The sequence below is a fragment of the Roseateles noduli genome (assembly GCF_050626985.1).
In the GTDB taxonomy this organism is placed as follows: domain Bacteria; phylum Pseudomonadota; class Gammaproteobacteria; order Burkholderiales; family Burkholderiaceae_C; genus Roseateles; species Roseateles noduli_A.
The window spans coordinates 2,395,259-2,419,675 of record NZ_CP192463.1 but is presented as its reverse complement, the minus strand read 5'-3'; the positions used below and the strand labels follow the sequence as shown (position 1 = coordinate 2,419,675).

22 protein-coding genes are annotated in these 24,417 nt (G+C 69.4%); 4 read left to right on the top strand and 18 right to left on the bottom strand.

Features of this window, described 5'->3' with window-relative positions; translation table 11 throughout:
* Positions 1-116 precede the first annotated feature (116 nt).
* The 4 genes from ACQ4L4_RS10550 to trxA form a co-directional block, all read right to left on the bottom strand.
* Positions 117-1,766: a hypothetical protein gene (locus tag ACQ4L4_RS10550; protein WP_431104188.1), complete on the bottom strand. Its 1,650-nt coding sequence runs from the start codon at positions 1,764-1,766 to the stop codon at positions 117-119.
* Positions 1,767-2,010: 244 nt separating this feature from the next.
* A complete protein-coding gene (locus tag ACQ4L4_RS10545; RefSeq protein WP_431104186.1) occupies positions 2,011-2,274 on the bottom strand; it encodes a type B 50S ribosomal protein L31 in 264 nt (87 codons plus the stop codon).
* A gap of 139 nt (positions 2,275-2,413) precedes the next feature.
* Positions 2,414-3,676, bottom strand: coding sequence for a transcription termination factor Rho (gene rho / locus ACQ4L4_RS10540; protein WP_067270357.1), 1,263 nt, complete (start codon positions 3,674-3,676; stop codon positions 2,414-2,416).
* 237 nt (positions 3,677-3,913) lie between these two features.
* Entirely contained in the window at positions 3,914-4,243 is a 330-nt protein-coding gene (gene trxA, locus ACQ4L4_RS10535; RefSeq protein ID WP_088406647.1) for a thioredoxin TrxA, read from the bottom strand.
* Between the two features lie 273 nt (positions 4,244-4,516).
* On the opposite strand from trxA, the gene ACQ4L4_RS10530 reads away from it, so the two are divergent.
* A complete protein-coding gene (locus tag ACQ4L4_RS10530) occupies positions 4,517-7,300 on the top strand; it encodes a PD-(D/E)XK nuclease family protein (protein WP_431104184.1) in 2,784 nt (927 codons plus the stop codon).
* Between the two features lie 44 nt (positions 7,301-7,344).
* A complete protein-coding gene (locus tag ACQ4L4_RS10525; protein ID WP_431104183.1) occupies positions 7,345-10,986 on the top strand; it encodes a UvrD-helicase domain-containing protein in 3,642 nt (1,213 codons plus the stop codon).
* 63 nt (positions 10,987-11,049) lie between these two features.
* Here ACQ4L4_RS10525 and ACQ4L4_RS10520 read toward each other — a convergent pair whose 3' ends face one another.
* Positions 11,050-11,796 carry a hypothetical protein gene (locus ACQ4L4_RS10520; RefSeq protein ID WP_431104182.1) on the bottom strand — a complete coding sequence of 249 codons (747 nt, stop codon included), beginning with the start codon at positions 11,794-11,796 and terminating at the stop codon, positions 11,050-11,052.
* A gap of 109 nt (positions 11,797-11,905) precedes the next feature.
* On the opposite strand from ACQ4L4_RS10520, the gene ACQ4L4_RS10515 reads away from it, so the two are divergent.
* Positions 11,906-12,598: a glutathione S-transferase N-terminal domain-containing protein gene (locus ACQ4L4_RS10515; RefSeq protein WP_431104181.1), complete on the top strand. Its 693-nt coding sequence runs from the start codon at positions 11,906-11,908 to the stop codon at positions 12,596-12,598.
* Positions 12,599-12,717: 119 nt separating this feature from the next.
* Here ACQ4L4_RS10515 and ACQ4L4_RS10510 read toward each other — a convergent pair whose 3' ends face one another.
* Both ACQ4L4_RS10510 and ACQ4L4_RS10505 read right to left on the bottom strand, forming a co-directional pair.
* Complete coding sequence (locus ACQ4L4_RS10510; RefSeq protein ID WP_377154078.1) at positions 12,718-12,945, bottom strand: hypothetical protein; 228 nt, start codon at positions 12,943-12,945, stop codon at positions 12,718-12,720.
* A 73-nt stretch (positions 12,946-13,018) separates the two neighbouring features.
* Complete coding sequence (locus tag ACQ4L4_RS10505) at positions 13,019-13,849, bottom strand: PEP-CTERM sorting domain-containing protein (RefSeq protein WP_431104180.1); 831 nt, start codon at positions 13,847-13,849, stop codon at positions 13,019-13,021.
* A 354-nt stretch (positions 13,850-14,203) separates the two neighbouring features.
* On the opposite strand from ACQ4L4_RS10505, the gene ACQ4L4_RS10500 reads away from it, so the two are divergent.
* Positions 14,204-14,461 (top strand): hypothetical protein, encoded by a 258-nt coding sequence (locus ACQ4L4_RS10500; RefSeq protein WP_431104179.1) that lies wholly within the window; start codon positions 14,204-14,206, stop codon positions 14,459-14,461.
* A gap of 123 nt (positions 14,462-14,584) precedes the next feature.
* On the opposite strand, the gene ACQ4L4_RS10495 is transcribed toward ACQ4L4_RS10500, so the two are convergent.
* From ACQ4L4_RS10495 to ACQ4L4_RS10445, 11 genes are all read right to left on the bottom strand, one after another.
* Positions 14,585-15,577, bottom strand: a complete 993-nt coding sequence (locus ACQ4L4_RS10495) for a PA2778 family cysteine peptidase (protein WP_431104177.1) — start codon at positions 15,575-15,577, stop codon at positions 14,585-14,587.
* Between the two features lie 7 nt (positions 15,578-15,584).
* The gene (locus ACQ4L4_RS10490) at positions 15,585-16,055 is read right to left on the bottom strand and encodes a PA2779 family protein (protein ID WP_431104176.1); all 471 of its coding nucleotides are present in this window, start codon (positions 16,053-16,055) and stop codon (positions 15,585-15,587) included.
* Positions 16,056-16,277: 222 nt separating this feature from the next.
* On the bottom strand, positions 16,278-17,087 hold the full coding sequence (locus ACQ4L4_RS10485; protein ID WP_431104175.1) for a hypothetical protein: 810 nt from the start codon (positions 17,085-17,087) through the stop codon (positions 16,278-16,280).
* A 236-nt stretch (positions 17,088-17,323) separates the two neighbouring features.
* Positions 17,324-18,190, bottom strand: a complete 867-nt coding sequence (locus tag ACQ4L4_RS10480) for a hypothetical protein (protein ID WP_431104174.1) — start codon at positions 18,188-18,190, stop codon at positions 17,324-17,326.
* A gap of 15 nt (positions 18,191-18,205) precedes the next feature.
* A complete protein-coding gene (locus tag ACQ4L4_RS10475; RefSeq protein WP_431104173.1) occupies positions 18,206-18,430 on the bottom strand; it encodes a DUF350 domain-containing protein in 225 nt (74 codons plus the stop codon).
* Between the two features lie 137 nt (positions 18,431-18,567).
* Positions 18,568-20,169 carry a DUF4178 domain-containing protein gene (locus ACQ4L4_RS10470; protein ID WP_431104172.1) on the bottom strand — a complete coding sequence of 534 codons (1,602 nt, stop codon included), beginning with the start codon at positions 20,167-20,169 and terminating at the stop codon, positions 18,568-18,570.
* A 32-nt stretch (positions 20,170-20,201) separates the two neighbouring features.
* Positions 20,202-21,257 carry an SPFH domain-containing protein gene (locus ACQ4L4_RS10465; protein ID WP_431104171.1) on the bottom strand — a complete coding sequence of 352 codons (1,056 nt, stop codon included), beginning with the start codon at positions 21,255-21,257 and terminating at the stop codon, positions 20,202-20,204.
* A gap of 121 nt (positions 21,258-21,378) precedes the next feature.
* Positions 21,379-22,911: a carbohydrate-binding protein gene (locus ACQ4L4_RS10460; RefSeq protein ID WP_431104170.1), complete on the bottom strand. Its 1,533-nt coding sequence runs from the start codon at positions 22,909-22,911 to the stop codon at positions 21,379-21,381.
* 189 nt (positions 22,912-23,100) lie between these two features.
* Complete coding sequence (locus ACQ4L4_RS10455; protein ID WP_431104169.1) at positions 23,101-23,583, bottom strand: hypothetical protein; 483 nt, start codon at positions 23,581-23,583, stop codon at positions 23,101-23,103.
* Entirely contained in the window at positions 23,583-23,927 is a 345-nt protein-coding gene (locus tag ACQ4L4_RS10450) for a hypothetical protein (protein ID WP_431104168.1), read from the bottom strand. The genes ACQ4L4_RS10455 and ACQ4L4_RS10450 overlap by 1 nt, the downstream gene beginning before the upstream one ends.
* 166 nt (positions 23,928-24,093) lie before the next feature.
* Positions 24,094-24,375, bottom strand: coding sequence for a hypothetical protein (locus tag ACQ4L4_RS10445; protein WP_431104167.1), 282 nt, complete (start codon positions 24,373-24,375; stop codon positions 24,094-24,096).
* Positions 24,376-24,417 lie beyond the last annotated feature (42 nt).

Here is a 24,417-nt window from a genome sequence, read left to right as displayed (position 1 = left end):
GACGGCAAGCGTCCAAACCCCATGCATCCCCGTCCCAGAACCACCGAGGACTTTCACGGTCTGGGACCGAGGGCTGGCTCGATGTTGGATCGAGGACTGCGCGGGAGGGGCGCTGATCAGCGATCCTTCTGCATGACCAGGTAAGTGCCGAAACGGTCGGTCGGGCGACGGACCACGCCGAGTACGCGCCAGCCACTCGGCGGCATCGGGGTGCTTTCCGCCTGCACGGTGATCGCAAGGGGGCAGGTCGTGCGGTCAAGGCCCTGCGTCGCGTCGACCTTCCAGTGGCCTTGGAACTCCAGGGCCGCCAAGGCATGGGTCGGGAGGCCGGGGGCGGCGATGCACTCGACGTTCGCCGGCACATGCGCGGCGATGCGGTCGATCAGCGGCTTGTTGCTGCGCGCGTAGTTCAGCGTGTGCAGGCCCAGCGTCATCGCCAGCAGCCAGGCCAGCGCCACGCCGCCGGCCGGCAGCGCGAGGCTCTTCCAGAGCGCGTGACGGTGTCGCGCGGTGCGCCAGCGCACCAGCCACAACCAGGCCAGCGTGCCCAGCACGGCCACCACGAAGGTCAGCAGGCTGAACTGCGGCTCGTAGCCCTGCGCCAGCTTGCGGACGTTGGCAAGGAGCTTCGCCGGCCAGCCGATCTGCAGGGCCATGTAGTACAGCCACAGGAAGATGGCGCCGACGGTGAAGAAGAAGACCGAGAACCAGTCGAGCAGGGCACTCGCGCTGCGCTGGAAGGTCGGCAGCGCGAAGCTGGCCAGCACCGCGAGCGGCGGCAGCGCGAGCAGCATCGCGCGGTCGTCGGCCCCCATCAGCAGGCTGGTCAGCAAGGGCACCAGCGAGGCCAGCAGCGGCACCGACAGGTGGCGGCGCATCAGGTGGGCGCGCCAGCGCCACAGCGACCAGGCCGCCAGCGGCCAGGCCGGCCAGCAGAACCAGCCCAGGAGGCGCAACCAGTCCAGCACGCTGCGTTCGCTGGCCTTCACGCGCCAGGCCCAGCCATGCATCGGCCATGCGACCAGCGCGGCCAGCACCATCGCGGCGAGGATCCAGGGCAGGAACTTGCGGGCGTCCTCGTAGGTGGAACGGAAGCACAGCCATAGCGCGCCGACGGCCAGCGCCAGCGCGACGACGGGCGCGCCGCTGGTGGCGAGCACCGGCAGCGCCACGAGCATCGCCGTCCGCGCCTTCCAGGCCCGGAAGGGCAGCGCCGCGAGGCTGTACACGAACAGCGTGATGCCGAGCAGCTGGAGGATCTCCGGCGTGATCTCGTGCCCCAGGCGCAGCAGCCCCAGGCTGGCGATCAGCGCGAGCAGGCAGCCATCGGCCATGGCGCGGGCGTAGTCGACCGCGTGGGCCTCGCCGCCGAAGGCGAAGGCCACCGGTTGTGCGGCCTCGGTGCGCGCCAGGTGCAGGCAGCTGTACCAGGCCAGCGCCAGCACGGCGGCCAGCATCAGTCCGAAGGGGATGCGCGCCGCGACGGCGGGATCGAGGAAGGGCAGCAACTTGACGCCCAGTGCGCCGACCCAGTACGGCAGGAGACCGCCATCCGCGGGCAGGCCGGCGATCGCGGGTTGCAGCCACGGCGCGTGGCCTTGCGCGATGCTGGCGATGAAGCCGAAGGCGGTGAGGTCGGCATTGCGCCAGGGATCGCGGCCGAACAGGCCGGGCAGCACGTAGGCGGCGCACAGCAGCAGCAGGGCCCAGCGCGGGATCGGGTGCGTGCTGCGCTCGGCCACGACGGCCGGGGTGGGCAGATTCATGCGCGTCTGTCTCGTTGTCGTTGTGGATGCCGGTGCGCATCATGCCGCAGCTTCGGCGGGCTCAGGACGTGTCTCCTGACACCCTGCGGTAAAGGCGGGCGAAGCACTGTCCCGGGACGCGACGACGCATCGCGCCCCTCCGTCCGGCGTGGCGGAGGCGGGCTCCGGAGCGGCCATGAAAAAAGGCAGCCGGTGGGGCTGCCTTTTTGCGGTGACCGGATCAGATCCGGTCGGGGAGGGCCGCTCAGGCCTTCTTGCGCAGGTTCGCAAACTTGTTGCGGAACTTCTCGACGCGACCGCCCAGGCTGTCGACGCTCTTCTGGGTGCCCGTGTAGAACGGGTGGGATTCGCTGGAGGTTTCCAGCTTGACCAGCGGCAGTTCGCGGCCGTCGTCCAGCTTGATCGATTCCTTCGTCTGCACCGTCGAGCGGATCACGAACTGGGAACCATTGGACTGGTCCAGGAAGACCACGTCGCGATAGTTGGGGTGAATGCCTTCTTTGGCCATTTGAAAATCCTCGCTGCAGTGCCGCCAGCCACACTGCCCCTTGCAGCGCACTTGTCGACAGCGGAAAAACGCGGAGTATAGCTGAAATGAGAGAAGCCGCCCAGGGGCGGCTTCCGTGAAGTCCGGAGACCGGGCTGAATCAGCCCCCGCGTCTCATCATGTCGAAGAAATCGTGGTTGTTCTTCGAGGACTTCATCTTGTCGAGGATGAACTCCATCGCCTCGATCTCGTCCATCGGGTACAGCAGCTTGCGCAGGATCCAGGCCTTCTGGAGGATCTCGGGCTTGAGCAGCAGCTCCTCGCGGCGGGTGCCCGACTTGTTCAGCAGGATCGACGGATAGACACGCTTCTCGGCCATGCGACGGTCCAGATGGATTTCGCAGTTGCCGGTGCCCTTGAACTCTTCGTAGATCACCTCGTCCATCTTGGAGCCGGTGTCCACCAGGGCCGTGCCGATGATGGTCAGCGAGCCGCCTTCCTCGATGTTGCGCGCGGCGCCGAAGAAGCGCTTGGGGCGCTGCAGCGCGTTGGCGTCCACACCACCGGTCAGCACCTTGCCGGAGCTGGGCAGCACGTTGTTGTAGGCGCGGGCCAGGCGGGTGATCGAGTCCAGCAGGATGATCACGTCCTTGCGCAGTTCCACCAGGCGCTTGGCGCGCTCGATGACCATTTCCGCGACCTGCACGTGGCGCGCGGCCGGTTCGTCGAAGGTGGAGCTGATGACCTCGCCGCGCACGGTGCGCTGCATCTCGGTCACTTCCTCGGGGCGTTCGTCCACCAGCAGCACCATCAGGTGGGCGTCGGGATAGTTGGCCGCGATCGAGTGCGCCAGATGCTGCATCATCATCGTCTTGCCCGACTTGGGCGGGGCGACGAGCAGCGCGCGCTGGCCTTTGCCCAGCGGGGCGATCAGGTCGATGATCCGGCTGGTGATGTTGTCGTCGCCGCGGATGTCGCGTTCGAGCTTGAACTGCTCCTTCGGGAAGAGCGGCGTCAAGTTCTCGAACATGATCTTGTGCTTGGACTCCTCCGGCGTCAGGCCGTTGACGCGGTCCACCTTGACCAGCGCGAAGTAGCGCTCGCCGTCCTTGGGCACGCGCACTTCGCCTTCGACCATGTCGCCGGTGTGCAGGTTGAAGCGGCGGATCTGGCTGGGCGACAGGTAGATGTCGTCCGTCGAGGCCATGTAGCTGGCCTCGGGCGAGCGCAGGAAGCCGAAGCCGTCTGGAAGGACTTCCAGCACGCCGTCGCCGAACACCTGCTCGCCGGCCTTGGCGCGCTTTTTCATGATCGCGAACATCAGCTCCTGCTTGCGCAGGCGGGCGACGTTGTCGATCTCCAGCTCTTCGCCCATCTGGATCAGGGCGGAGACGTGAAGCGCCTTCAGTTCAGAAAGATGCATGGGGGGTTTGACCCGGTCTGTCGTCCAGGGCCTGCCAAGGCCAGAGACACAAACAACGGCGAGCCCAAGGGACGCGCATCCGCGTTGCGGCGGACTTGAGGAAAGCGTGGAGACTTGGGCGCCGAGTCCACGCGCTCACCCGGAAGATCGACGGCGTCCGGAAGACGCCGTTGGGCCCGGGAGGGCGTGGTGGCAAGTTGTTCGCCAGGACCGCTTGGGCCCCGGCGAATGGAATCATTATAGGTTGGCGTCGAGGAAGGACGTCAACTGGGCCTTGGACAACGCGCCGACCTTGGTCGCGGCGAGCTGGCCGCCCTTGAACAGCATCAGGGTCGGGATGCCGCGGATGCCGAACTTGGCGGGCACTTCGCGGTTGTCGTCGACGTTCAGCTTGGCGATCTGCAGGCGGTCGCCGTAGTCCTTGGCGACTTCGTCCAGGATGGGGGCGATCATCTTGCAGGGGCCGCACCACTCGGCCCAGTAGTCGACCAGCACGGGTTTGTCGGACTGGATGACGTCGCTGTCGAACGAGGCGTCGGAGATGTGTTTGATCTGTTCGCTGCTCATGGGAATGGTCCTTGCGTGATGTCCCTGCCGGGCGGATGCCACGGACGGGCGGCCAGCCGGGCGACAATGTGTACCGCCTCGGGGGCCCCAGGGTTGCAGGGTGAGACGATTCTCACACAAGCCCGGAAACCTCGGCCCGAGTAGGCGCTCATCCGACATGCAGGTGCGCGGGCGGATCTCAAGCCGCCGGGCGCCTGGTTTTCGCTATCGTCGCGATGCGCGGAATCTTCGGCGGCGCCTCCGGGCCCGCCGCCGTTGCCGCCGTTGCCGCTGTTGCCTGCCGCCACTGTCACCATCGTCACCGCCAGTCCCACCGCCTTGTCGACCACGCCGCCGCCCTCGATGACGTCTCCGCCGCCGGTCGGCTTTCCCCCGTCGCCGGTCGACTTTCCGCAGTCGCCGGCCGACTTTCCGTTGTCGCCGGCCCACACCAGCGCCGCGATCTGGGATGGCGTCGCACGCCGCGCGGCCGATTGGCTGGAGGCCAACGGGCTGTCCGCGCGGGACGCCGTGCTGCTGCTGCCCTTCGCGCAACATCTGGCACCGGCGCGGCGCGCCTGGATGAAGCTGTCGCGCTGGCAGCCGCGCATCGAGACCACGCACAGCCTCGCGTCGGCGCTGGGGCCGAGCGCGCTGCCGCAGGCGGACCAGTTGACTGGCGATGCCGCGATCGATGCGCTGGCCGCCCGCGCGCTGATGCGCGGCCAGAGCTGGGCCGAGGCGCTGCGCAAGGAAGATCCGCGCGCCTATGACGCCGCGGTGCAACGGCTGGTCGAAGCCGCGCATGCGCTGGCGCGGGCCGCCGCGCTGCGCGATCCGGCGCATCGCCATGAGTTCTGGGAACAAGGCCGGGCGGCGCTGGCGCTGCAGAGCGGCGTCGGGCACCTGGAGCGCGCGCTGCTGGCGGTGGCGCTCGAATGGGCCGCGGCCGACCCGCGCGCGCCGGCCACCGACGCGCTTTTCTCGCTGCGTCCGAGCGCCTGGCTGCACCTGCAGTGCGGCGGGCCGGATCCGCTCGCGCAGGCGCTGCTCGCGAGCGCGGAGGCCGCCGGCGTGCCCTGCCTGCGCCTGAATGCCGATCTGCCGCTGGACGCCGCGTTCGACGGCGGCGCGCCGGTCGGGCGCATCGAACAGGCCGTGTGCGACGACTTCGAGGACCTGGCGCAATGCAGCGCCGCGTCAGTGCTCGATCACCTGCAGGCGGGCCGCGCGCCGGTCGCGCTGATCGCGCAGGACCGCGTGCTGCTGCGGCGCGTGCGCGCGCTGCTGGAGCGCCAGGGCCTGGGCATCCAGGACGAGACCGGCTGGACCCTCGCGACGACCGCGCCGGCTGCCCAGTTGATGGCGATGCTCCGCGCCGCGCGTCGCGAGGCGACCGTCGACGATTGGCTCGCCTGGTTGAAGACACCGCTGGCCTCGTCGCTGCGCGAGCGCGGCGGCAGTGCCTCGCTGAGCGCGCTGGAGGCGCACTGCCGCAAGCGCGGCTGGTCCACGCCGCAGGCGGTGCGCGCCGATCGTCTGCCTCCGGGCAGCGAGCGGCTCTGGGAGGCCGCGCGCGAGGCGCTGATACCGCTGCAGCTGCGCGGCGCGCAGGCGCTCGACGCCTGGATTGCCGCGCTGGGGCAGACGCTCCAGCAGCTCGGTGCCGACGAGCAGCTCAAGCGCCAGCCCGCCGGCGGTCCGCAGGTGCTGGAGGCCCTGTGGCTGAGCAAGACGCCCTGGCCGGGTTCCGGCCACGAAGCGGTCCTGCGAGGCGCCCAACTGACCGCCTCCGAGTTCGTCGACTGGGTGTCGCAGACGCTCGAGGCCGGCGAATACAAGCCGCCGCTCGAAGGCGGCCTCCAGATCATGATCACGCCGCTGGCGCGGACGATGCTGCGCCCGTTCGGCGCCATCGTGCTGCCGGGCGCGGACGCCGCGACGCTGGGACCGGTGCCGCCGGGGCCGGTGCTGATCGGCGACACGTTCGCGCGCGAGCTCGGCCTGCCGACCGTCGAAGGCAAGCGTCATGCGCTGGCCTGGCAGTTTGCGCAGCTGCTGCGCGCGCCGGCGGTCACGCTGCTGCGTCGCGGGCATCTCGGCAGCGAGCCGCTGGCGGCGAGTCCCTTGCTGGACCGGCTCGACCTCGCGCTGCAGGCGGCCGGCCACGTGCTGCCGCATTGGCACGATCCGCGCCTCGAAGCGACCGTGCCGGCCGCGCAGGTCTACCGCGCCGCCGCGCAGGCGCAAGGTCGGCTGCCTTCCGCGCTGAGCGCGAGCGCGGTGGAGTCGCTGCGCCAATGCCCGTACCAGTTCTTCGCCCGCGTGCTGCTGGGCCTGCGCGAAGCGGGCGAGCTCGACGTCCAGGCCGACAAGCGCGACTACGGCACCTGGCTGCACGCGGTGCTGCATCAGTTCCACACCGAGCGCGTGGAGCGCCGCGATCCCCATCTCGACGACGACGCCCGCCTGCAGCGCGCCGCGCAGGACCAGATGCGCGAGCTGGGCCTGGCGCCGGCGGAGTTCCTGCCGTACTCGGCGAGCTTCGCGCGTTTCGTGCCGGCCTACCTCGGCTGGCTCGCTGAGCGCGAGGCCGAGGGCCAGCGCTTCGAACGCGGCGAGGTCGACCGCCGCGTGCGTCCCTGGGCGGAGATCGAGCCCGCGCTCGCGGAACTCGCGCTGCTCGGGCGCATCGACCGGATCGACGACGCGCCCGATGGCCGGCTGCTCGTCGACTACAAGACCGGCAGCGTGAAGGGCTTGAAGGACAAGGTCGCCAATCCGCTCGAAGACACACAGCTTGCCGTCTACGCCGTGCTCATGGGAGTCGGCCAGTTGCAAGACCCCGGCCCGCTGCGTGCGCAATACCTGGCCCTGGACGACGCCAAGGGCATCGCCGAGATCGAGCACGACCACGTGGAAGAGACGGCGGCCGTGATGCTGGACGGCTTGCGCCGGGACCTGATGGCCATCCACGCCGGCGATCCGCTGCCGGCATTGGGCGAGGGCGTTGCCTGTGCCTACTGCGAGATGCGCGGCCTGTGCCGTCGCGACGATTGGGATGGAGCCGCGCCGTGACCGCCCCGACGATTGCCCCGATGAACGCCCCGATGAACGCTCCGATGACGAACGCTGCCACGACGGGCCCGCTGGGCGCCGCCGCCTACACGCTCGACGGTGCGCCGGTCGCGCGCGAGCGCTTCTACGAGCTGGCCTGCGACCCGGCGCGCAGCGTCGTCGTCGAAGCCTGCGCCGGCGCGGGCAAGACCTGGATGCTGGTCTCGCGCATCCTGCGCGCGCTGCTGGACGGCGCGCGACCGCAGGACATCGTCGCGATCACCTTCACCCGCAAGGCCGCCGGCGAGATGCGCGCGCGCCTGAACGAATGGCTGCACGAGTTCGCCCACTGCGACGACGCGGGTCGCGTGCTCGCCCTGCGCCAGCGCGGGCTGCCGCAGGCGCAGGCCGTCGACCTCGCGCCGCGCCTGGCCACGCTGCAGCAACGGCTGCTGCAGGACGCGCGTCCGGTGGAGATCCGCACCTTCCACGCCTGGTTCTCGCAGCTGCTGCGCGCCGCGCCGCTGGAACTGCTGCGCGCGCAAGGCCTGTCGCCGGAACTCCAGCTGCTGGAGGACGAAAGTGACCTGATGCCCGAGCTCTGGCAGCGTTTTCACGCCGCGGTGCTCGAGGACGAGGCGCTGCTGACGATCTACCGCGACCTGAGCCTGATCCACGGCCGCAACAAGCTGCTGGACTGGCTGACGTCGGCCTTCGAGAAGCGGGTGGAACTGCGCCTCGCCCACGCGCACGGCCGGCTGATGGACAGCATGCCGACGGCGGCCGAGGTCGTGCCCGAGCTTGCCGCATTCGCCGCGCCGATCGAGGCCTTCGCGCCCCTGCGCGGCGAGCTGCAGGCGCTCGCGATCGAGCTCGGCCAGTCGACCAAGGTCACGCCGAAGAAATGCGCGACCGCGCTCGAGCAGGCGCTGCAGCTGCCTGACGAGGAGGCGCTCGCCGGCGTGCGCCAGGCGCTGTTCACGGCGGAAGGCGCGCCGCGCAAGAACCTCGGCGACTCGCCCGCGTTGTCGGCCGCGATGGACCGTCTCCAGCGGCTGCTGCTCGCCATCGAGCAGGACCGCGCGCGCCTGTGGCACCAGCAGATGTGCGCGCTGGCCTTGACGCTGCTGGATGCGTTCGACCGCCTCAAGCGCGAGCGCGGCATCGTCGACATGAACGACCTGGAGCGCGGCGCGCTGGCCCTGCTCGGGGATGCGGACCTGTCGGGCTGGGTGCAGGAGCGGCTCGACAGCCAGGTCCGGCACCTGCTGATCGACGAATTCCAGGACACGAGCCCGCTGCAGTGGCACGCGCTGCACGCATGGCTGTCCGGCTATGTCGGCGCGGGCGGCGGCGCCAGCGGACAGCGGCCGCCGTCGGTCTTCATCGTCGGCGACCCGAAGCAGAGCATCTACCGCTTCCGCCGCGCCGAGCCCCGCGTCTTCGCGGCGGCGCGCGATTTCGTGCGCGAAGGCCTGGACGGCGTGCTGCTCGCGTGCGACCACACGCGGCGCAACTCGGTCCCGGTGCTGGCGGCGGTGAACGCCGTCTTCGAATCGGCGAGCCTGGCGCAGCAGTACAGCGGTTTCCGCCCGCACACCACGGAGTCGGGGAGTGGCGATCCGCTGGACGGTGTCTTCTTCATCGCAGGCGACCAGACCTCCGATGACGAAGCGACCGAAACGACGCGGGAGGAGGGCACCTGGCGCCCGAGTCTGACCGAAGCGCGGCGCGAGCCGGAGCTGCATCGCCGCGAGGCCGAGGCCGGGCGGATCGCCGCCTGCATCGGTGATCTGCTGGCCAAGCGCGAGGCGCAGCCGGGCGAGATCTTCGTGCTGGCGCGCAAGCGCGAGGGCCTGCGCGTGCTCGCGCAGATCCTCAAGGGCCAGGGGATCGCGCACGCGGCGCCGGAGGACATGGCGCTGCTCGACGCGCCGGACGTCCGCGATCTGCTGGCGCTGCTGGATGCCTTGGCGTCGAGCGGCCATCAGCTGTCGCTGGCGCACGCGCTGCGCAGTCCGCTGTTCGGCGCGAGCGAGGCGGACCTGCTGTGGCTCGCCGCCGAATCACGTTCGGTGAAGTGGCTCGGTCAAGAGCGGCAAGAGCGGCAAGATCAGCAGGTTCAGCAGCATCAGCAGGATCAACTGGCGCAGCTGGAGCAGCTGGAGCAACTGGAGCCGGAGCATCTGGGGCAGCTGGAGCAGGCTCCCGCGGACAGAGAACCAACGCAGGCAGCGAGTGCTGCAGGACCGGCATGGGGCTTGGGGGTCCTGGAGGGATCCCCCATGCCCCGTGGAGGGCCCGCTGAGCCGGAGCAGGTGGGCGATTTCCCGCCTGCGGACCCACCTCTGGAAGCGCCGCAGCAGGAAGGTCCGACGACCCGCACCTGGTGGGAGACGCTCCTCCAAGCCGATCCCGAGGCCCTGCGCGAGCCGCTGCGCCGCGCGCAGGGGTTGCTGTCTCGCTGGGCGTCGACGGCGGTCCTGCGCAGCCCGCACGACCTGCTCGACGCGATTGTTCATGAGGGCGACCTGATGGCGCGCCTGGCGGCTGCCGTGCCTGCCAGCGAGCGCCGCGCGCGGCTGCATGCGGTGGAGGCGCTGCTCGCGCTGGCCCTGGAGCTGGATGGTGGCCGGTATGCCGGCCTGTACGGCTTCGTCCGCGCGCTGAAGAGCCGCGCGCTGAAGCTGGCGGCGCCTGCCGAGCCCGATGCCGTGCAGCTGCTGACGGTGCACGGCGCCAAGGGGCTGGAGGCGAAGGTCGTGATCCTGATGGATGCGGAGGCCGGCCCGGCGCGCTCGGAGAGCATGGCGCTGGCGATCTCCTGGCCGGTGCAGGAGGCCGTGCCGCGGACGGTGGCCTTCCTCGTGTCGGAGGCGAAGCCGCCGCCGTCGCTGCAGGCCCTGCTCGACGACGAGAAGGACCAGCGCCAGCGCGAGGAGCTCAACGCGCTGTATGTCGCGATGACGCGCGCGCGGCACCGGTTGCTGCTCAGTCGCACGCCGGCGAAGCGTCAGAGCTCATCGGGGACGTGGTGGACGCGGGTGCAGCCGCAGGCCGAGGCGATGGCGGTGCCGGAGGTCGCGGATGGCCTGCGCGTGCCGGACGAGGACGTCGCGCGTCTCAAGGTGCTGCCGCGGGTCGAGCCGCTGCCGCCGGAGGTGGCGAACGCCGGCGCGGACGTCGGCCAGAGTCCCGACGAGGTCGACGACAGCGCCGCGCTCGGCGAGGCGCTGCATCGCGTGCTCGAATGGCACAGCGGGCCACAAGGCGGCGCGCATGCGCTGGACCGGCTGATGGCGGCCGCGGCGCAGATGTACGGCCTTGACGCGCGCCGCACGGAGCGCCTCGAGCGCAGCGTGCGGGCGATCCTCGGCAGCGGGGACTGCGCGCCGTTCTTCGATGCCGCCGCGCTCGACTGGCACGGCAACGAGGTGCCGCTCAGCTGGAGCGGCCACGACATGCGGCTGGACCGGCTCGTCAGCCGCCGCGACGGCGCGGGCGTGCGCACGTGGTGGGTGCTCGACTACAAGCTCCACCCGGCGCCGCAGCGCAATCCCGAGTACATCCAGCAGCTGTGGCGCTACCGCGAGGCCGTGATGGCGCTGCAGCCCGGAGAGCCGGTGCGCTGCGCCTTCATCACGGGGCAGGGCCGGTTGATCGATTGCACCGAGGCGGTGGCCGGCGCGGCCGATCTCTTCGCCTAGATTCGATACTTTCTTGCTCCCTCTCCCGCTTGCGGGAGAGGGAGTAGGAAGGCGCGGCGACTCTCAGGCCGGCGAGCCGTAATCCCCTTCGGACGGCCGGCTGTGCCAGGCCACCGACGTGGTCGTCGGCCACGGTCCGCCGTCGCCCAGACGCTGATGCACTGCCTGCGCGCTCAGCGCCGCGGCCTCCAGCACGCGCGTCAGCGCCTGGAGCTCCGCCATCGACGGCTCCGACATCGACGTGCGCAGATACACGTTGCCGCGCAGGCTCAGCAGCACGAACGGACGTCCCTCCACGAGGATGTCCTGCGTCGCCTGGGCCAGCCGCTCGGACAGGTCCTTGTCGAGCCAGGCCATGACCAGCTCCCGGTTGATGCCCACCGCGCCGAAGCGTTGCCGCACGAGCTTGGACTCCATCTGCGAGTGCTTCGGGAACATCACCAGCCAGCGCATCTCCTCGGGCGTATCCGTGTCCACGCGCGTGCGCAGCGTGTCGGTGTAGGCCTCGAAGACGCTGCTCTCCAGCCGCTCCATCAGCTTGCGCTCGATGAGCATCATCTGCATGTCGGGATTGATCTTGAGCTCGCAGCGCATGCGCAGCTCGAAGCCGTCGATGTAGCTGCGCTGCGAGGGCCCCCACTCGATGCGGGTCAGGCCGGGCAGCGTGCGGGGCAGGTCGATGACGAAGCCGCGCCCGTCGCGGGCGTGGCGCAACTGGCCGCCGCGTTCCGAGGCCCACTCGCTCAAGGGACGCCACCGGGCCGCGTTGGCACGGGCGGCGAACCACTGTTTGATTTGTTTGATTACCATGAGGCGGGACGATGCGCGTGGGGCCCGGGGTCCGTGCATTGAAGCGTCGACGGAGTGGTCGATCGACATGTGGACGAACAGGGCTTCGCGCCCGAACGGAGAACGCTTGATGATCGAAGTGTATTCATGGCCCACGCCCAATGGCCACAAGGTGCACATCATGCTGGAAGAGTGCCGCCTGCCTTACCGGGTGATTCCCGTGGACATCGGCGCCGGCGACCAGTTCGATGCGAAATTCCTCGCCATCAGCCCCAACAACAAGATCCCCGCGATCGTCGATCCCGACGGGCCGGACGGGCAGCCGATCTCGCTGTTCGAGTCCGGCGCGATCCTGCTGTACCTCGCCGGCAAGACGGGGCAGTTCCTGCCGCCGGACACGCGCGGCCGCTACGAGGCGCTGCAGTGGCTGATGTTCCAGATGGGCGGCGTCGGGCCGATGCTGGGCCAGACGCATCACTTCCGGATGTACGCCCCCGAGAAGATCGAGTACGCCATCGACCGCTACACCAACGAGGCCAAACGCCTCTACGGCGTGATCGACCGGCGGCTGGCGCGCAGCAAGTACATCGCGGGGCCGGCGTACGGCATCGCCGACATGGCGATCTTCCCGTGGCTGCGCGGCGCGAAGAACCAGGGCGTGGAGATGTCGGACCACCCGCACCTGAAAGGCTGGTTCGACGAGATCGCGAAGCGGCCCGCGGTGCTCCGCGCCGTCGAGGTGCTGGCGGAGAAGCGCCGTCCGCTGGTCGACGACAAGGCGCGCGAAGTGCTCTTCGGCAAGACCCAGTACGAGCGGCGCTGAGGCGCATCGATCCGGTGCGGCCGAGAGGTCGCATCGGCGGGATCGCCGGGATCGGCCGGAGCGACCGGATAGGCCCTGTTGGTCGAAGGCGCCGATGCGGTGCCCCGTCGTCGACGGGGTCAGATCTTGCCCAGCCGCGCGCGGTCGCCGAGCTCGGTGAGCCAGCGGCGGCCGTCCTCGCGGATGGCCGTCGCCAGGCCCTTGTCCTGCAGCCGCTGCTGCATCTCCTCGCTGACTGGCATGCCGCCGGGCGATTGGGGGAGGAAGTAGAGCGCGGCGCGCTCGTCCTCGGTGATCACGAGATCGGGGGGCGGGACGGGGAAGCTGAAGGTCGGCGGCGTGGACATGCGCCGCAGTATCCCTCAGGGTCCGCGTCCTTCAGCCGTCAGAACTCAGGCGAACGAGCTCAGGCGAACGAGCTCAGGCCGCGGCCTTGAGCGCGCTGGTGCGACGGCGGCCCGCGACGCCCGCCGCCAGCGCGGCGATGCCCAGCAGCGCCAGGGAACCCGGCTCCGGCAGTTCACCCGCGGCGAAGGCCAGCGAATTGGCCATCAGCAGCGCGCCATCGGTCGATGGATTCCAGCCGCCGGGCGACACGTCGCTGGAGGTGGGGAACATGTTCAGCCCGACGACCACGCCGTTGTGATCCATGCGGTAACCCGCCAGCGCCTGCCCGTTGCTCCACAGGGCCACGACATCGGCGCCGGCCTTGGGGGTGAGTCGGTAGCACAGCGCGGACGCGCCGCCGTTGAAGCTGGCGATGTCATGCATCAGCGGGCTGTCCGAACGGATCACCTGGCCCAGACCGCCGCAGGAGTTCTGGTTGTTGTTGATGTTGAAGACGTCGTAGTTGGCAGAGACGAAACGGCCCTGCATGCCCTTGAATCCGGCCGTCGCGTGCGACAGGCCGGCTTCGACGACGCCACCGCCCTGGTCCACGTAGTCCGCCAGCACGTTGCCCAGCTGCAGGGCGCTGGCGAAGGGCACGGTGGCGCTTTCGTTGTAGACCAGCACGGCGTCGTAGGCCGTCAGCATGGCGAGCGTGGGGGTGCCGGTGGCGACGTTGAAGACGTCGACCACGCCGCTGACCACGCCGGTGGCCGTGATCTTCGACTGCACGTCGGCCAGGCTGCCCGCCTGCACGGGCGCACCGAGGATCAGTACCGAGGCCTGCGCGGCTGCGGCGGTCGCGCACAGCAGGGTGGCGGTCAGGGCGGCGCGGAGCGGGGGAAGGAGGGTCGAGCGCTTCATCGGGGGTTCTCTCTCGGACAGTCGTTCTTGTGGTCGTTGGCGGGAGGCCAGGAAACGGAGAGGGGAAGCAACATCCAAGCCATTGGGTGCGAATTCCCGGTGCCTCAAGCACTTGCGGCGGTTGTCCCTGGAGCAGGGGTCAGCGGGTGTAATGAATCCCGACACTTCCGGCGTGGAAGTTGCTTCGCGGATCGCCCCGCCGGGCGCTTGCCGGCCGCCCTTGTAATGCGGGGGTAAAACACCGTCGGCGTGCGTGGCGCCGGGCGACGGTTGGAGGGAAACTTGCCAAGGCGTGAAGGCGCAACCCGCTTGCCAGCGGGTTGCGGATCCGATCACAACGCAAAAGGAGTCCTCATGTCAGCCAAGCCAGACCACACCGATGCCGTCGGGGGCGTCGAGAGTCACAACGGACGCTGGTTCGTCCGCGAAGTCGTCGGCGAGGCACCGCCGTTCCGGGCCCGTTACCTGGTGATTGCCGCGCACGCCGCGAGCGGCGGCAAGCCGGAGCTGAACGGCTACTGGCACGAGCTCGAACGCAGCTTCGACACCTGGAGCTATGCGGCCGACGCGGCCTTGGAGGCCGCGCAGCGGACGATCGATTTCAGGCCCTGAATCAGGGCCGCGCCGCGCGGCTTGGCATGTCCTTCGGCGCTCGATGAGCGTCTCAGGCCAAGCGGCGCGCGCAACATCGCGCGGCCACGCCTCACGGCGCCGGCGCGCAAGGCCGCCGTGCCGTCACATGCCTGCGGTGATCTTCTTCTGCAGCGCCTTGTACTGCTCCAGGCGCGGGCCGCCGAGCGCGACCGCGCGCTCGATCGCGAGCGAGGCCTTGTAGCGCTCGCCCTGTTCCATCAGCACCTGCGCCAGGTTGTTCCAGCCTTCGGGCAGGTCGGGCCGCACGTCCGTGAGCCGCGCGTAGTGCCTGGCGGCGGTGCGGCGGTCCTTGGCCGCGTAGGCGGTGTTGCCGGCGCCCAGCAGCAGCACGGGCTCGCCGGGCCAGCGCGTCAGCGCGGCCGTGTAGCCCTTGCGCGCGGCCGGCGCGTCCAGACGTTCAAGCGCCGCCAGCGCGGCACCGGTTCCCGCTCCGTCCAGCGAGGCCGGCAGCAGGTCGGGCGGGAGCGTCGTCATCGCCCAGTAGTCGCCGCGCGCCCAGGTGCGCTCGAAGACCGGCAGCTCGATCTCCTGCCGCGCGGTCTTGCCGCTGTGCAGCAGGATCGTGCGGCGTTGCTTGTCGTAGCCGACGGCGACGGCGTAATGCCAGACCGGCGCGACGTCCAGCGACAGGTTCTGGAACACGATCACCGGATGCCCGGCGGCGACCTCGGCCAGCAGCGCGTCCAGCCGCGGCGGCAGCACGTAGGCCGGCAGGCCCTGGCGGCGCGTCGCGACCAGCATCTCCGTCTGCAGCGAGCCCTTGCGGCCGGGCAGGAAGACCTGCGGCTTCAACTGCTCGACGGTCGTGGACTTGCCCGCCGTGCGCAGCAGCATCGCGAGCGCGGCCGGGCCGCACTCGTAGTCGTCCTGCGCGATGAACGGGGTCTTCGCGGACAGGTCCACGCGCGCGGGCAGGTCGGCGGGCCATTGCCGTTCCAGCGCCTGCAGCTGCGGCGGCGTGCCCGCGCAACCGCCCAGCAGCAGCGCCAGCGCCAGCATCGGCGCGGCCAGCGGAATCAGCGAGCGGGAAGTCCGCGCGGAGCGGACGAGCCGGACGGGCCGCATGATCGACATGAAGACCTCAGCGGATCGATCGCGTGAACGGGAAGACCTTGGTGAAGCCCAGGATGTCGGTGATCAGCAGGATCACGAACACGGTGAAGATGATGCCCAGCACCTCGCCACCGGCGGGGGCTTCGGCGATGCGGCCGTCGAGCGCGCGGATCTCGTCGTCGGACATCGCGTCCACGCGCGCCTGCGCGGCGCCGGCATCGACGCCTTCCTTGACCATGGCCTGACGCACGTCCTCGCGGGCGAAGAAGGCGTTGACGCGGACGCGGCTGTCGGCGGCGGTGCCGGTGGGCGCGGCGGGCTGCACCAGCGCGTCGGTCGGCACGACCTGCGCGCTCGCGTGCATCGGCAGCGCCATCAGCGTGCAGGAGGCGATCAGCGTGGACGCGATCGCGCGCTTGACCAGCGAGGGGCGCGACGCGGTCACGGCGGCGATGGCGCCGGAGCAGACGGTTTGGGAAGCTTGTTCTTGTCGGTTCATGGTCGGACCTGGAGGGAGGATGGAGAAATCCTAGGTCCGCGCCCGATGCTGTTACAAGTTCGATTACCGGGCGTCACATTGGATGCAATTCCCGGGTGATCGGATGTCCGGACGGGACTGAAGAACGTGATAAGGCGATGCCGCGCCAGTGCGCGCCGCGCGGTGGTGCTCCCCATCGGGCTTCAATGCTTCCGCGCCTCCGCGCCTCCGCGCCTCCGCGCTTCAGCGATCGCAGCGTTGGCCGCTGGCGCTGCGCAGGATCCAACGCTCGCCCTTGCGGGACAGCAGCGCGGTGGAACTGAGCGTGCCGAGGTCGCAGGTCGTCGCATCGACCTCGGCGAACTGCGCCAGCTCGACGGTATCCGCGTCGCGCCAGCGCATGAAGCGGAAGCTGATCGCGGTCTGCTCCGGCGTGGGCTGGAAGCGGTAGCGCTCGACGAGGCGGCCGTCCTCGCGGCTCCAGAGGACCACGCCGTTGAACTCCTGGCCCGGCGACGCGTGCGTCACCACCAGGTGGCGACCGTCCGGCGACGGGTTGACGTTGCCATGCATCTCGTAGCGCGTGCCGTCGGCGCGGGAGATCCACAGCAGTTCGCTGCCGGCGGGCAGCGTTGCGCGCACGACGTAGAACTGGCCGTCGGGCGACAGGCCGTCGAGGCGGAAATCGACGGAAGGCAGTGCGGGATCGGCGGGATCGGATCGCTGACTGTCGAGCACCACCGGGCGGCCCTTGGCGACGGGCAGCCACAGGCGCAGGTCATCGCGGCGCGCGGCCACGCCGAGCCGGCGAAGCACCTCGGCTTCGGCCTCGGCGCGGAACTGCTCGTCGGAGCCTTCCTCGGCGACGGGGCCGCCCGCGGTCGCGGACGAGGGCGCGAACAGCATGCCGCGCGGGGCGAGTCCAACCGAAGCGCCCGGACGGGGCGGTGCGGGCCAGGCATTGGAGGAAGCCTCGGCGACGACGCTCGTGAGCATGAGCGCGACCGCGATGGCGGCGCGAAGCGCGCGGCCGACGCGGACGGCGGGAACCATGACGGAAGCGGCGGCCGGGAGAACGGCTGTCAGGGCAGCCGGAACGGCGGGCGAGGCGGACAACATCGGACGAAGGCGCGGGCGCGGGCGCGGGCGGAACGGGGGGGGGGACGGGGTGACCAGGCGCCGCAGTCTAAAAGGGCCTCCGTGCGCTGGCCCACACACGTTACGCATGGTGACAAGACCTGCCCCCGGGCGGGGTCAGGTCGTGAGGTCGGACCCCTCCAACGGGCGGGTCAGCGCTTGCAGCGCGGCGCCGTGACGTCCTTGAGCGCCCAGTTGTCGCCCTCGCGCGTGAGCACGACCAGCGTCTCCTCCATCGCGTCGCGGCAGGTGAGGGGATCGCCCTGCGTGGTGCGTTCGAGCTCGATGGTCCGGTTGTCCTTCCAGCGCATGAAGCGGTAGAGCGCATAGCGATCGCCGGGCTCGTGCCGGAACTTCTCGACCAGCCGGCTCGACGCGCGCTCCCAGATCAGGACGCCGTTGAAGTCGGTCGTCTCGGAGGCGCTGACGACCGCGAGCAGGCTGCCGTCCGGCGAGGCCTTGGGCGTGGCGCGCAGCCGATAGCGCTCGCCGTCCTGGCGCGAGACCCAGATGACGTCGCTGCTCTCGTAGTAGGTCGCGCGCACGACGAAGAACTCGCGATCCGGCGACAGGCCGTCGAAGCGGTAGTCCTCGTAGGCGGCTTCGCTGTGACCGCTGGCGTTGGGCCAGACGCTGTCGAAGATCTCCGGCCGGCCCGACACGGTGGGCAGCACCAGCCGCGAGCCGGTGCGCTTGATCAGGTCGTGCCGGCCCGCCGCGTTGGCCTTGCGGATCGCGTCGGCCTCGGCCTTGGCGCGGAAGGCCTCGTCGGAGCCTTCATTGCCGGCGGCCTGGCCCGGGTCCGCCTCCGGCCGCGCGCGCTGCAGGTCCTTCGTGAAGTCGCCCTTGGGCGCGATGCCGGACGGCTTCGGCAGCGGGGGCGGCTTGTAGGTCTGCTGCTGCGCGGACGCGGGACCGGCGGCCGCCGCCACCAGGACGGCGAGCGCGGCCAGCGCGGTCGACATAGTCGACGCGCGCGGGGCGGCGGAGCGGGCAACGGATCGGACGAAGGAGCGCATGAAGGTCTGTTCAGTTCAACCGTGGATCGCCGCGGCGACGATCTGGCCGATGGAGATGCACATCGCCGCGACCACGACGGCCAGGGCCATGTTCTTGTGCTCGACGATCTCTTCCCACAGCTTGTACGGGGTCAGCTTGTCGATGATGACGAAGCTGATCCAGAACACCAGCACGCCGATGAGGGCGTACAGGATGGAGCCCAGCACGATCGCGGGCTTGAGCCATTCGAAACCTTCCATGTCGTTCTCCTGATCGGTCCTGATGTCGGACGTGAAGTCGGTGGGGAACGGCGGGCGGAGATCCGAGCTGCCGGAGTGTCTCCGCGATTGCCGTCGTCGTCGTGATGACTCTGGGTGACTCTGGGTGAGACTGGTGACTACTTGTGGCCGCCGCCGCCGCTGCTGTAACCGCCGTACGAGCCGCCGCTGGAGCCCACGTAGCCCACGCCGGAGCCGCGGCTGCTGCGCTTGCACTGCTGGTACTCGGCGCTGGTCTCGCCGTAGGTGTCCTTGTAGCGGTCGCAATCATCCTTGCTGCAGGCGCGCAGCATCGCGAACAGCACCGCGATGATGAAGATCCCGATGATGATGTTGCGCAGCAGCTTGCCCTGGTCCATGCCCGACGTCACGTCGCGGCGCAGCGCCGGCATCTTGTCCTCGGGCAGCGCGGAGAAGCGGCGCACCTCCGCGGCGTCCACGGCGCGGCCGTGGCTCCAGGTGACCTCGTTGCCGGCCTGCTCGCTGCTGAGCAGCTCCAGCCGGGTGCCGTTGCGCCATTCGTAGTCGCGGACGAGGGCGCGTTCCTCGCGCTTGATGCGCCAGTAGAACTCGCCCAGCACATAGGTGACCTTCGCGGTGTAGGTCCACTTGTGCTTGAAGTCCTTGTCCTTGTAGCGGACGGACTTCGCCGCCGCGTTCGACGGCGCGCCGGTGATCGGGCGCACGACGCTCCAGCCGTCCTCGGTGTCGACGAGGAAGGCGAAGCCCTCCATGCGGCTGAACAGCAGGTACTCGCGCCAGAAGGTCTGTTCGTCCTCGCCGGACTCGGGGAGGTCGCAGCGCTCCAGGTAACCGACGACCTGCCAGGGCTTGGGCGTGCCGCCCTCGATGGCGAGCATGCCGGTCGTGCCGAGCGGGATCTGCGGTTCGCCGCCGGTGTTCTGGCGATAGGCGGCCAGGTCGGCGCCGGCGCCTTTCGAAACATCGACGACGGACTTGCACTGGCCGCAGACGATGGACTGCGTCGTGCCGAGTTTCGGTTCGAGCGCCGCGCCGCAGTTGGGGCAGGGCAGCGCCTTGGATTGCAGCGTGGCGCCGCTTTCCTGGCGCAGCCCGGTCAGCGCGAGGTCGGCGAGCTGGACCGCGCGTCCGATCGACCAGGTGGGCTGGGCCGGGTCGCCGTATTCCAGCGTCGCGACCTCATCGGCGGTGTTGCGCAGGTCGACGACGGGGTAGCTCTTCGCGAGCTGCGGCGGGTGCGGCAGTTCGCCTTCGGCGGCGGCCAGCGTCGCATCGACGATGGACGCGACCTGCCACGCCGTGCCGGCCAGCATCTGCAGCCCGCCGGGGCGCAGCGTGGCGGGATCGGGCGCGGGTTCCTGCAGCGGCGCCTCGAAGCTGATGACGAAGCTGCCGTTGTCCTCGGCCAGCCAGCCGCTGCGGGGCGGCTGGTCGGCGCTGGCGTCGAAGAGGATGTGCCACTCGTTCCAGCTGCCGTCGGCATAGGCCATCTGCAGCCGGCCGGCCACGACGAAGCCCGCGCCCGCGTAGCGCCCGGCGGCGCCGAGCTGCAGCGGCGAATAGTCTTCGAACAGTTCCGCACTGGTGCCGATCTTGCGCAGCGCGTCGCCCTCACGCAGCAGCGTGGAGCGGCAATAGCTGCAGACCGCGCTGGCGGACGCGGCCGAGGCGAACTCGACCGGCGCCCCGCAGTTCGGGCAGTGCGCCTGCCAGCGGCGTTGGGGGGAAGCGGTAGCCAATCAGGACCCGGAACGAGACACGCCGGGTGGCGTCAGCTGAGCTTCTTGAGCAGCTCGGCCTTCTTGGTCGCGAACTCCTCGTCGGTGAGGATGCCCTTGGCCTTGAGGTCGCCGAGTTTTTCCAGCAGCAGGAGCACCTCGTCGGCGCTGGCGCTGACGGGTTGCGGCTGCACGGGAGCGGCGGCTTGGGCGGCCGCCTGGTTGGCGCCGGTCAGGCCCTGCTGCAGCTGTTGCGCCATGGTCTGGCCGAGCGCCAGCCCGGCACCCAGGCCCATCGCATCGCCCGCGATGCCGCCGCCGCCCGAGCCCACGCCTTCGGCGAGCTTGGGGATGGCCTGCGCGGTCTGGTACTGCAGGAACTGGCCCATGTTCTGGCCGATCATGCCCATGCCGATCTTCTGGTCGAGGATCTTCTGCAGCTCCTCGGGCAGGGAGACGTTCTGCAGGGTGACCATCTCGAGCTTGAGGCCGAGCGCGTCGAAGGACGGCGCGGTGGCTTCCATCAGCGCCTTCGCGAACTCGACCTGGTTCGCGGCGAGGTCCAGGAAGGGGATGCCGGACTGGGCGACCGCGTCGGAGATGTGCTGCAGCATCAGGCCGCGGAGCTGGCCGTCGAGCTCGGTGACGGTGTAGCGCTCGCGGGTGCCGGAGATCTCGGTGTGGAACTTCTTCGGATCGACGACGCGATACGAGTAGTTGCCGAACGCGCGCAGGCGCACGGCGCCGAAGTCCTTGTCGCGGATGGTGACGGGCTGGGTGGTGCCCCAGCGCTGGTCCACCTGCTGGCGGGTGGAGAAGAAGTAGACGTCGCTCTTGAAGGGGGACTCGAAGAGCTTGTCCCAGTTCTTGAGGTAGGTGAGGACCGGCAGCGTCTGCGTGGTCAGCTTGTACATGCCGGGGCCGAACACGTCGGCGACCTTGCCTTCGTTGACGAAGACGGCCATCTGCGATTCGCGGACGGTGAGGGAGGCGCCGTACTGGATCTCGAAGTCCTGCATCGGGTAGCGGACCGCGAGGACGCCGTTGTCGTCCTCCGTCCACTGGATGATGTCAATGAACTGTTTCTTGATGAAGTCCATCAGGCCCATGGCGCTGCTCCACGAAAGGCACGGTCCAAGTCGACCGTCGCGAGGGAGTATCCCTCAGCGGCGGGGCGACCTTGGTCACCCTGAGGGGGAGGTTTGTGCGGATGGAGCGACGCCGTCCGACCTACGTCGAGGTCCCGCAACCGGCCGCCGTCGGCGTCCACAGGGTGGGTGTCGAGGCCGGGTTCCAGCCGGCCCCGGCCCACGCGGTGTGCGTGACCAGGGCCTTGTAGGTCTTGCCCTGGTAGCTGACGACGGTGCCGACGTTGAAGGTCTTGCCTTCGCTCCACGCGGGACAGCTCGGCGCGGGCGCGGGCGCGGGCGAAGGGGCCGGTGCGGGCGACGGTGCCGGGGCCGGTGAGGGCGCTGGAGAGGGTGCCGGAGCAGGAGACGGCGCTGGGGACGGCGCAGGAGAAGGGGCAGGAGAAGGGGCGGGCGCAGGCGGCGGCGGTGGCGGCGTGGCCCCGCTGGTGTCGGTGCCGTGGGTGGCGGTGGTCCAGCCGAGGAACTCGAACCCGCCCTGGTCGGGGCCATGCGAGCGCACGTACGACTGGAAGTTGGGGATGGCGACGCCGCGGCTGACGTAGCCGTTGAGCGCCAGTTCGGTGTAGCCCGATTCGGTGTGATAGCTGCGGCAGTCGCGCACGCCTGATCCGTTGTTCAACGACCTGGCCATGTACTCCAGGCCCATGGCCAGACGGGGCAGCGCGTCCTTGGCATTGGGCTTGTGCATCCAGACCGAGCTGTCGCCCTGGTTCGCGGCCATCTCGGCGGCTTGCGCGATGCCGATCAGGTTGTACTGCGGGTGCCAGCAGTCGCGGGCCTTCAGCTCGTTGATCTCGCCGTTGCCGTAGATCGACACCGGGATCATCTCGATCAGCCGCGTCAGCCCCGCGGCATAGCGTGTCGGGTTGTCCTGGAAGACGCCGGTGGCCATCATGCCGAGCGCGGCCGACACGGCCCAGTTGTTGACGCGCGATTGCGCCTTGGCGGTCTCGGTGTAGAGGCGGTCCACGAAGCCGTTGAAGCGCGTGACTTCGGCGGCCGGCCAGTTGCCCAGGCCGCCGCCGTGATGCCGCAGGATCTCGGCGGCGCTGATCCACACCGGCAGCATCCACGCCGCTTCCAGCTGGACCTGCGCGGCGTTCGTGCCGGAGGCGACGGTGAAGCCGCGGAAGGTCGTGGCCCAGTCGTTGAGGATGGCGACGGCCTTGTCGCGATGGCGCACGTCGTTGGTCTTCACCCATCGCAGGGTGTTGAGGTAGGCGGCCATCGCATCGTTCTTGAAGCGCGATTCCTGCGGACCGCGGGCGCTGCCGACGACCTCCACGGTGGTCAGGGCCTGATGCGCATACGTGTAGTTGCTGCGCGAGTCGGCGAGGACCACGGCATAACCCGTCTTGATGCCGCTTCCGGACGGGGAGTTGGCCGAGGCCTTGAACGTGTCCAGCCGCGCCTGGCTCATGAAGATGCCCGGGTGCCGGAACTTCGCGGGGGCCTTGGCCTGGATCGTGGCGCGATCGCCGTCGTCCTGCGCGTCGGGCGCGGGCGCCGCGTCCTGTGCGGCGACGCGCGGGTCGAGTCCCTCGCCACCGCCACAGGCCATCAACGCGGCCAGCAGGATGGGCGTGAGCGTCCATCGGAAACGTCGGTCCAAGGTCGCTTGTGGCGAGCGTGCGTGGCGCTTGGAAGTGTCCAGTCCGATCATGTTCGTGAAGCTCCGCTGATGAGGGCGAGGCGACTTTACGAACCTGAAATCCTGAGGGATGTGACGGTGGGTAATGAGATGCGAGCGGGGAAACGACTGCGCGAAGGGGCTACCGCGAAAGGGGTAGTCGGGCCGCGTTCACTCGCCCGGATGGCGGTATTGCTTCGTGAACGGCACGCCGTTGAACGTGTGCGTGCAGCAGCGGCAGGTCGGCGCCAGCGTGGACGGACCGAACTCGGGATTCACGATGCGCAGGACACCGTCGTCATCGACGTAGAGGCCGCTGAAGTAGGTCGATTCGCCGGTGCAGACATAGTCCTCCCGATCTTCCTCGCGCAACGCGACCATCCAGAAGATCGGATCGGCGCGATCGAGTCTTCCGATGGCCTCCGAATGGACGGCCGACCAGGGTTGGCCCACCTTGGACAGCAGGAACCGATAGAGCGGCGTGTAGTCGCGGCCACGCTGCTTCTTGCCATGCATGGGGCGGCGATTGGCTTCGGATGTCTGCTCCGCCTTGGTGTTCCGCGCATCACCGAAATCGCGAGCCCGATGCCAGCTGCGCATCGTGTGCGCGGTCGTGTTCTCCTTGCGATAGAGCGGCGGCTTGGACTTGTTCATCAGGGACTTTGGCTTGGGTCGTTGCCGAGAATCGGCGCGTCGCGATAGAGCCTCAGGAAGCGGAACATCTTGGGCCATTCCTCGCGCGGTTTGAAAGCGATCGCGACTTCCTGATGACCAAGCGCGGACTCGGTGAGCACGACGTGATCCTCGACCTGCTTGGCCTGTTCGAACTCCTTGGCGCTCACCTTGCAGACCGCCTTGAAGAACGGACCTGGATCCAGCCAGCGAGCCACCTCGGGGGTGTCACGGAACTTGAGGTATCCCGCCAGGGAGGCATGCGCGGCCGCGACCATCGCGAATCCGAGGGGAATGTCGTCTCGTACGAGGATGTACATCTTCATGGGGCGGCCTTGATCCGATGCTCTGCGGGGTCTGGATGCTCGTTGCCCGTGAGGGAAGAGCGCTTGCAGCGTTGTAATCGAATCGTCCGTTCAATCGGCAAGGCGTGTCACGGCCTGCGGATGGCGCCGGTGAACCGACGCGTAAGGCGGCTGGATGGGGCTCGTCCTAGTCGCTTCGAGCTCGACCCCATCGTTTCAATCCTCGGGCGCAGATGCGCCAAGCTGCGACCACGGCAAGGATCACCGCCACCAGGATCAGCGGGATGACGAACAGCAACTCGCGCCCGAAGAACTGGACGAAGTCGAAGAGGTCGGGCCGCTTGCCGCTGGGAAGCGGATAGTTCCACCACCAGAACATGATGAGCACCATGAGGACCAGAGCCAGTGCAGCCTTGACCAAGTTGCCGAGCTGCCGATCCTCTTCTGACGGTGATATCTGTTCCTTCATGTCCGGGTCCGCTGAAGTCGAAGGAATCTACCTCACGCCATG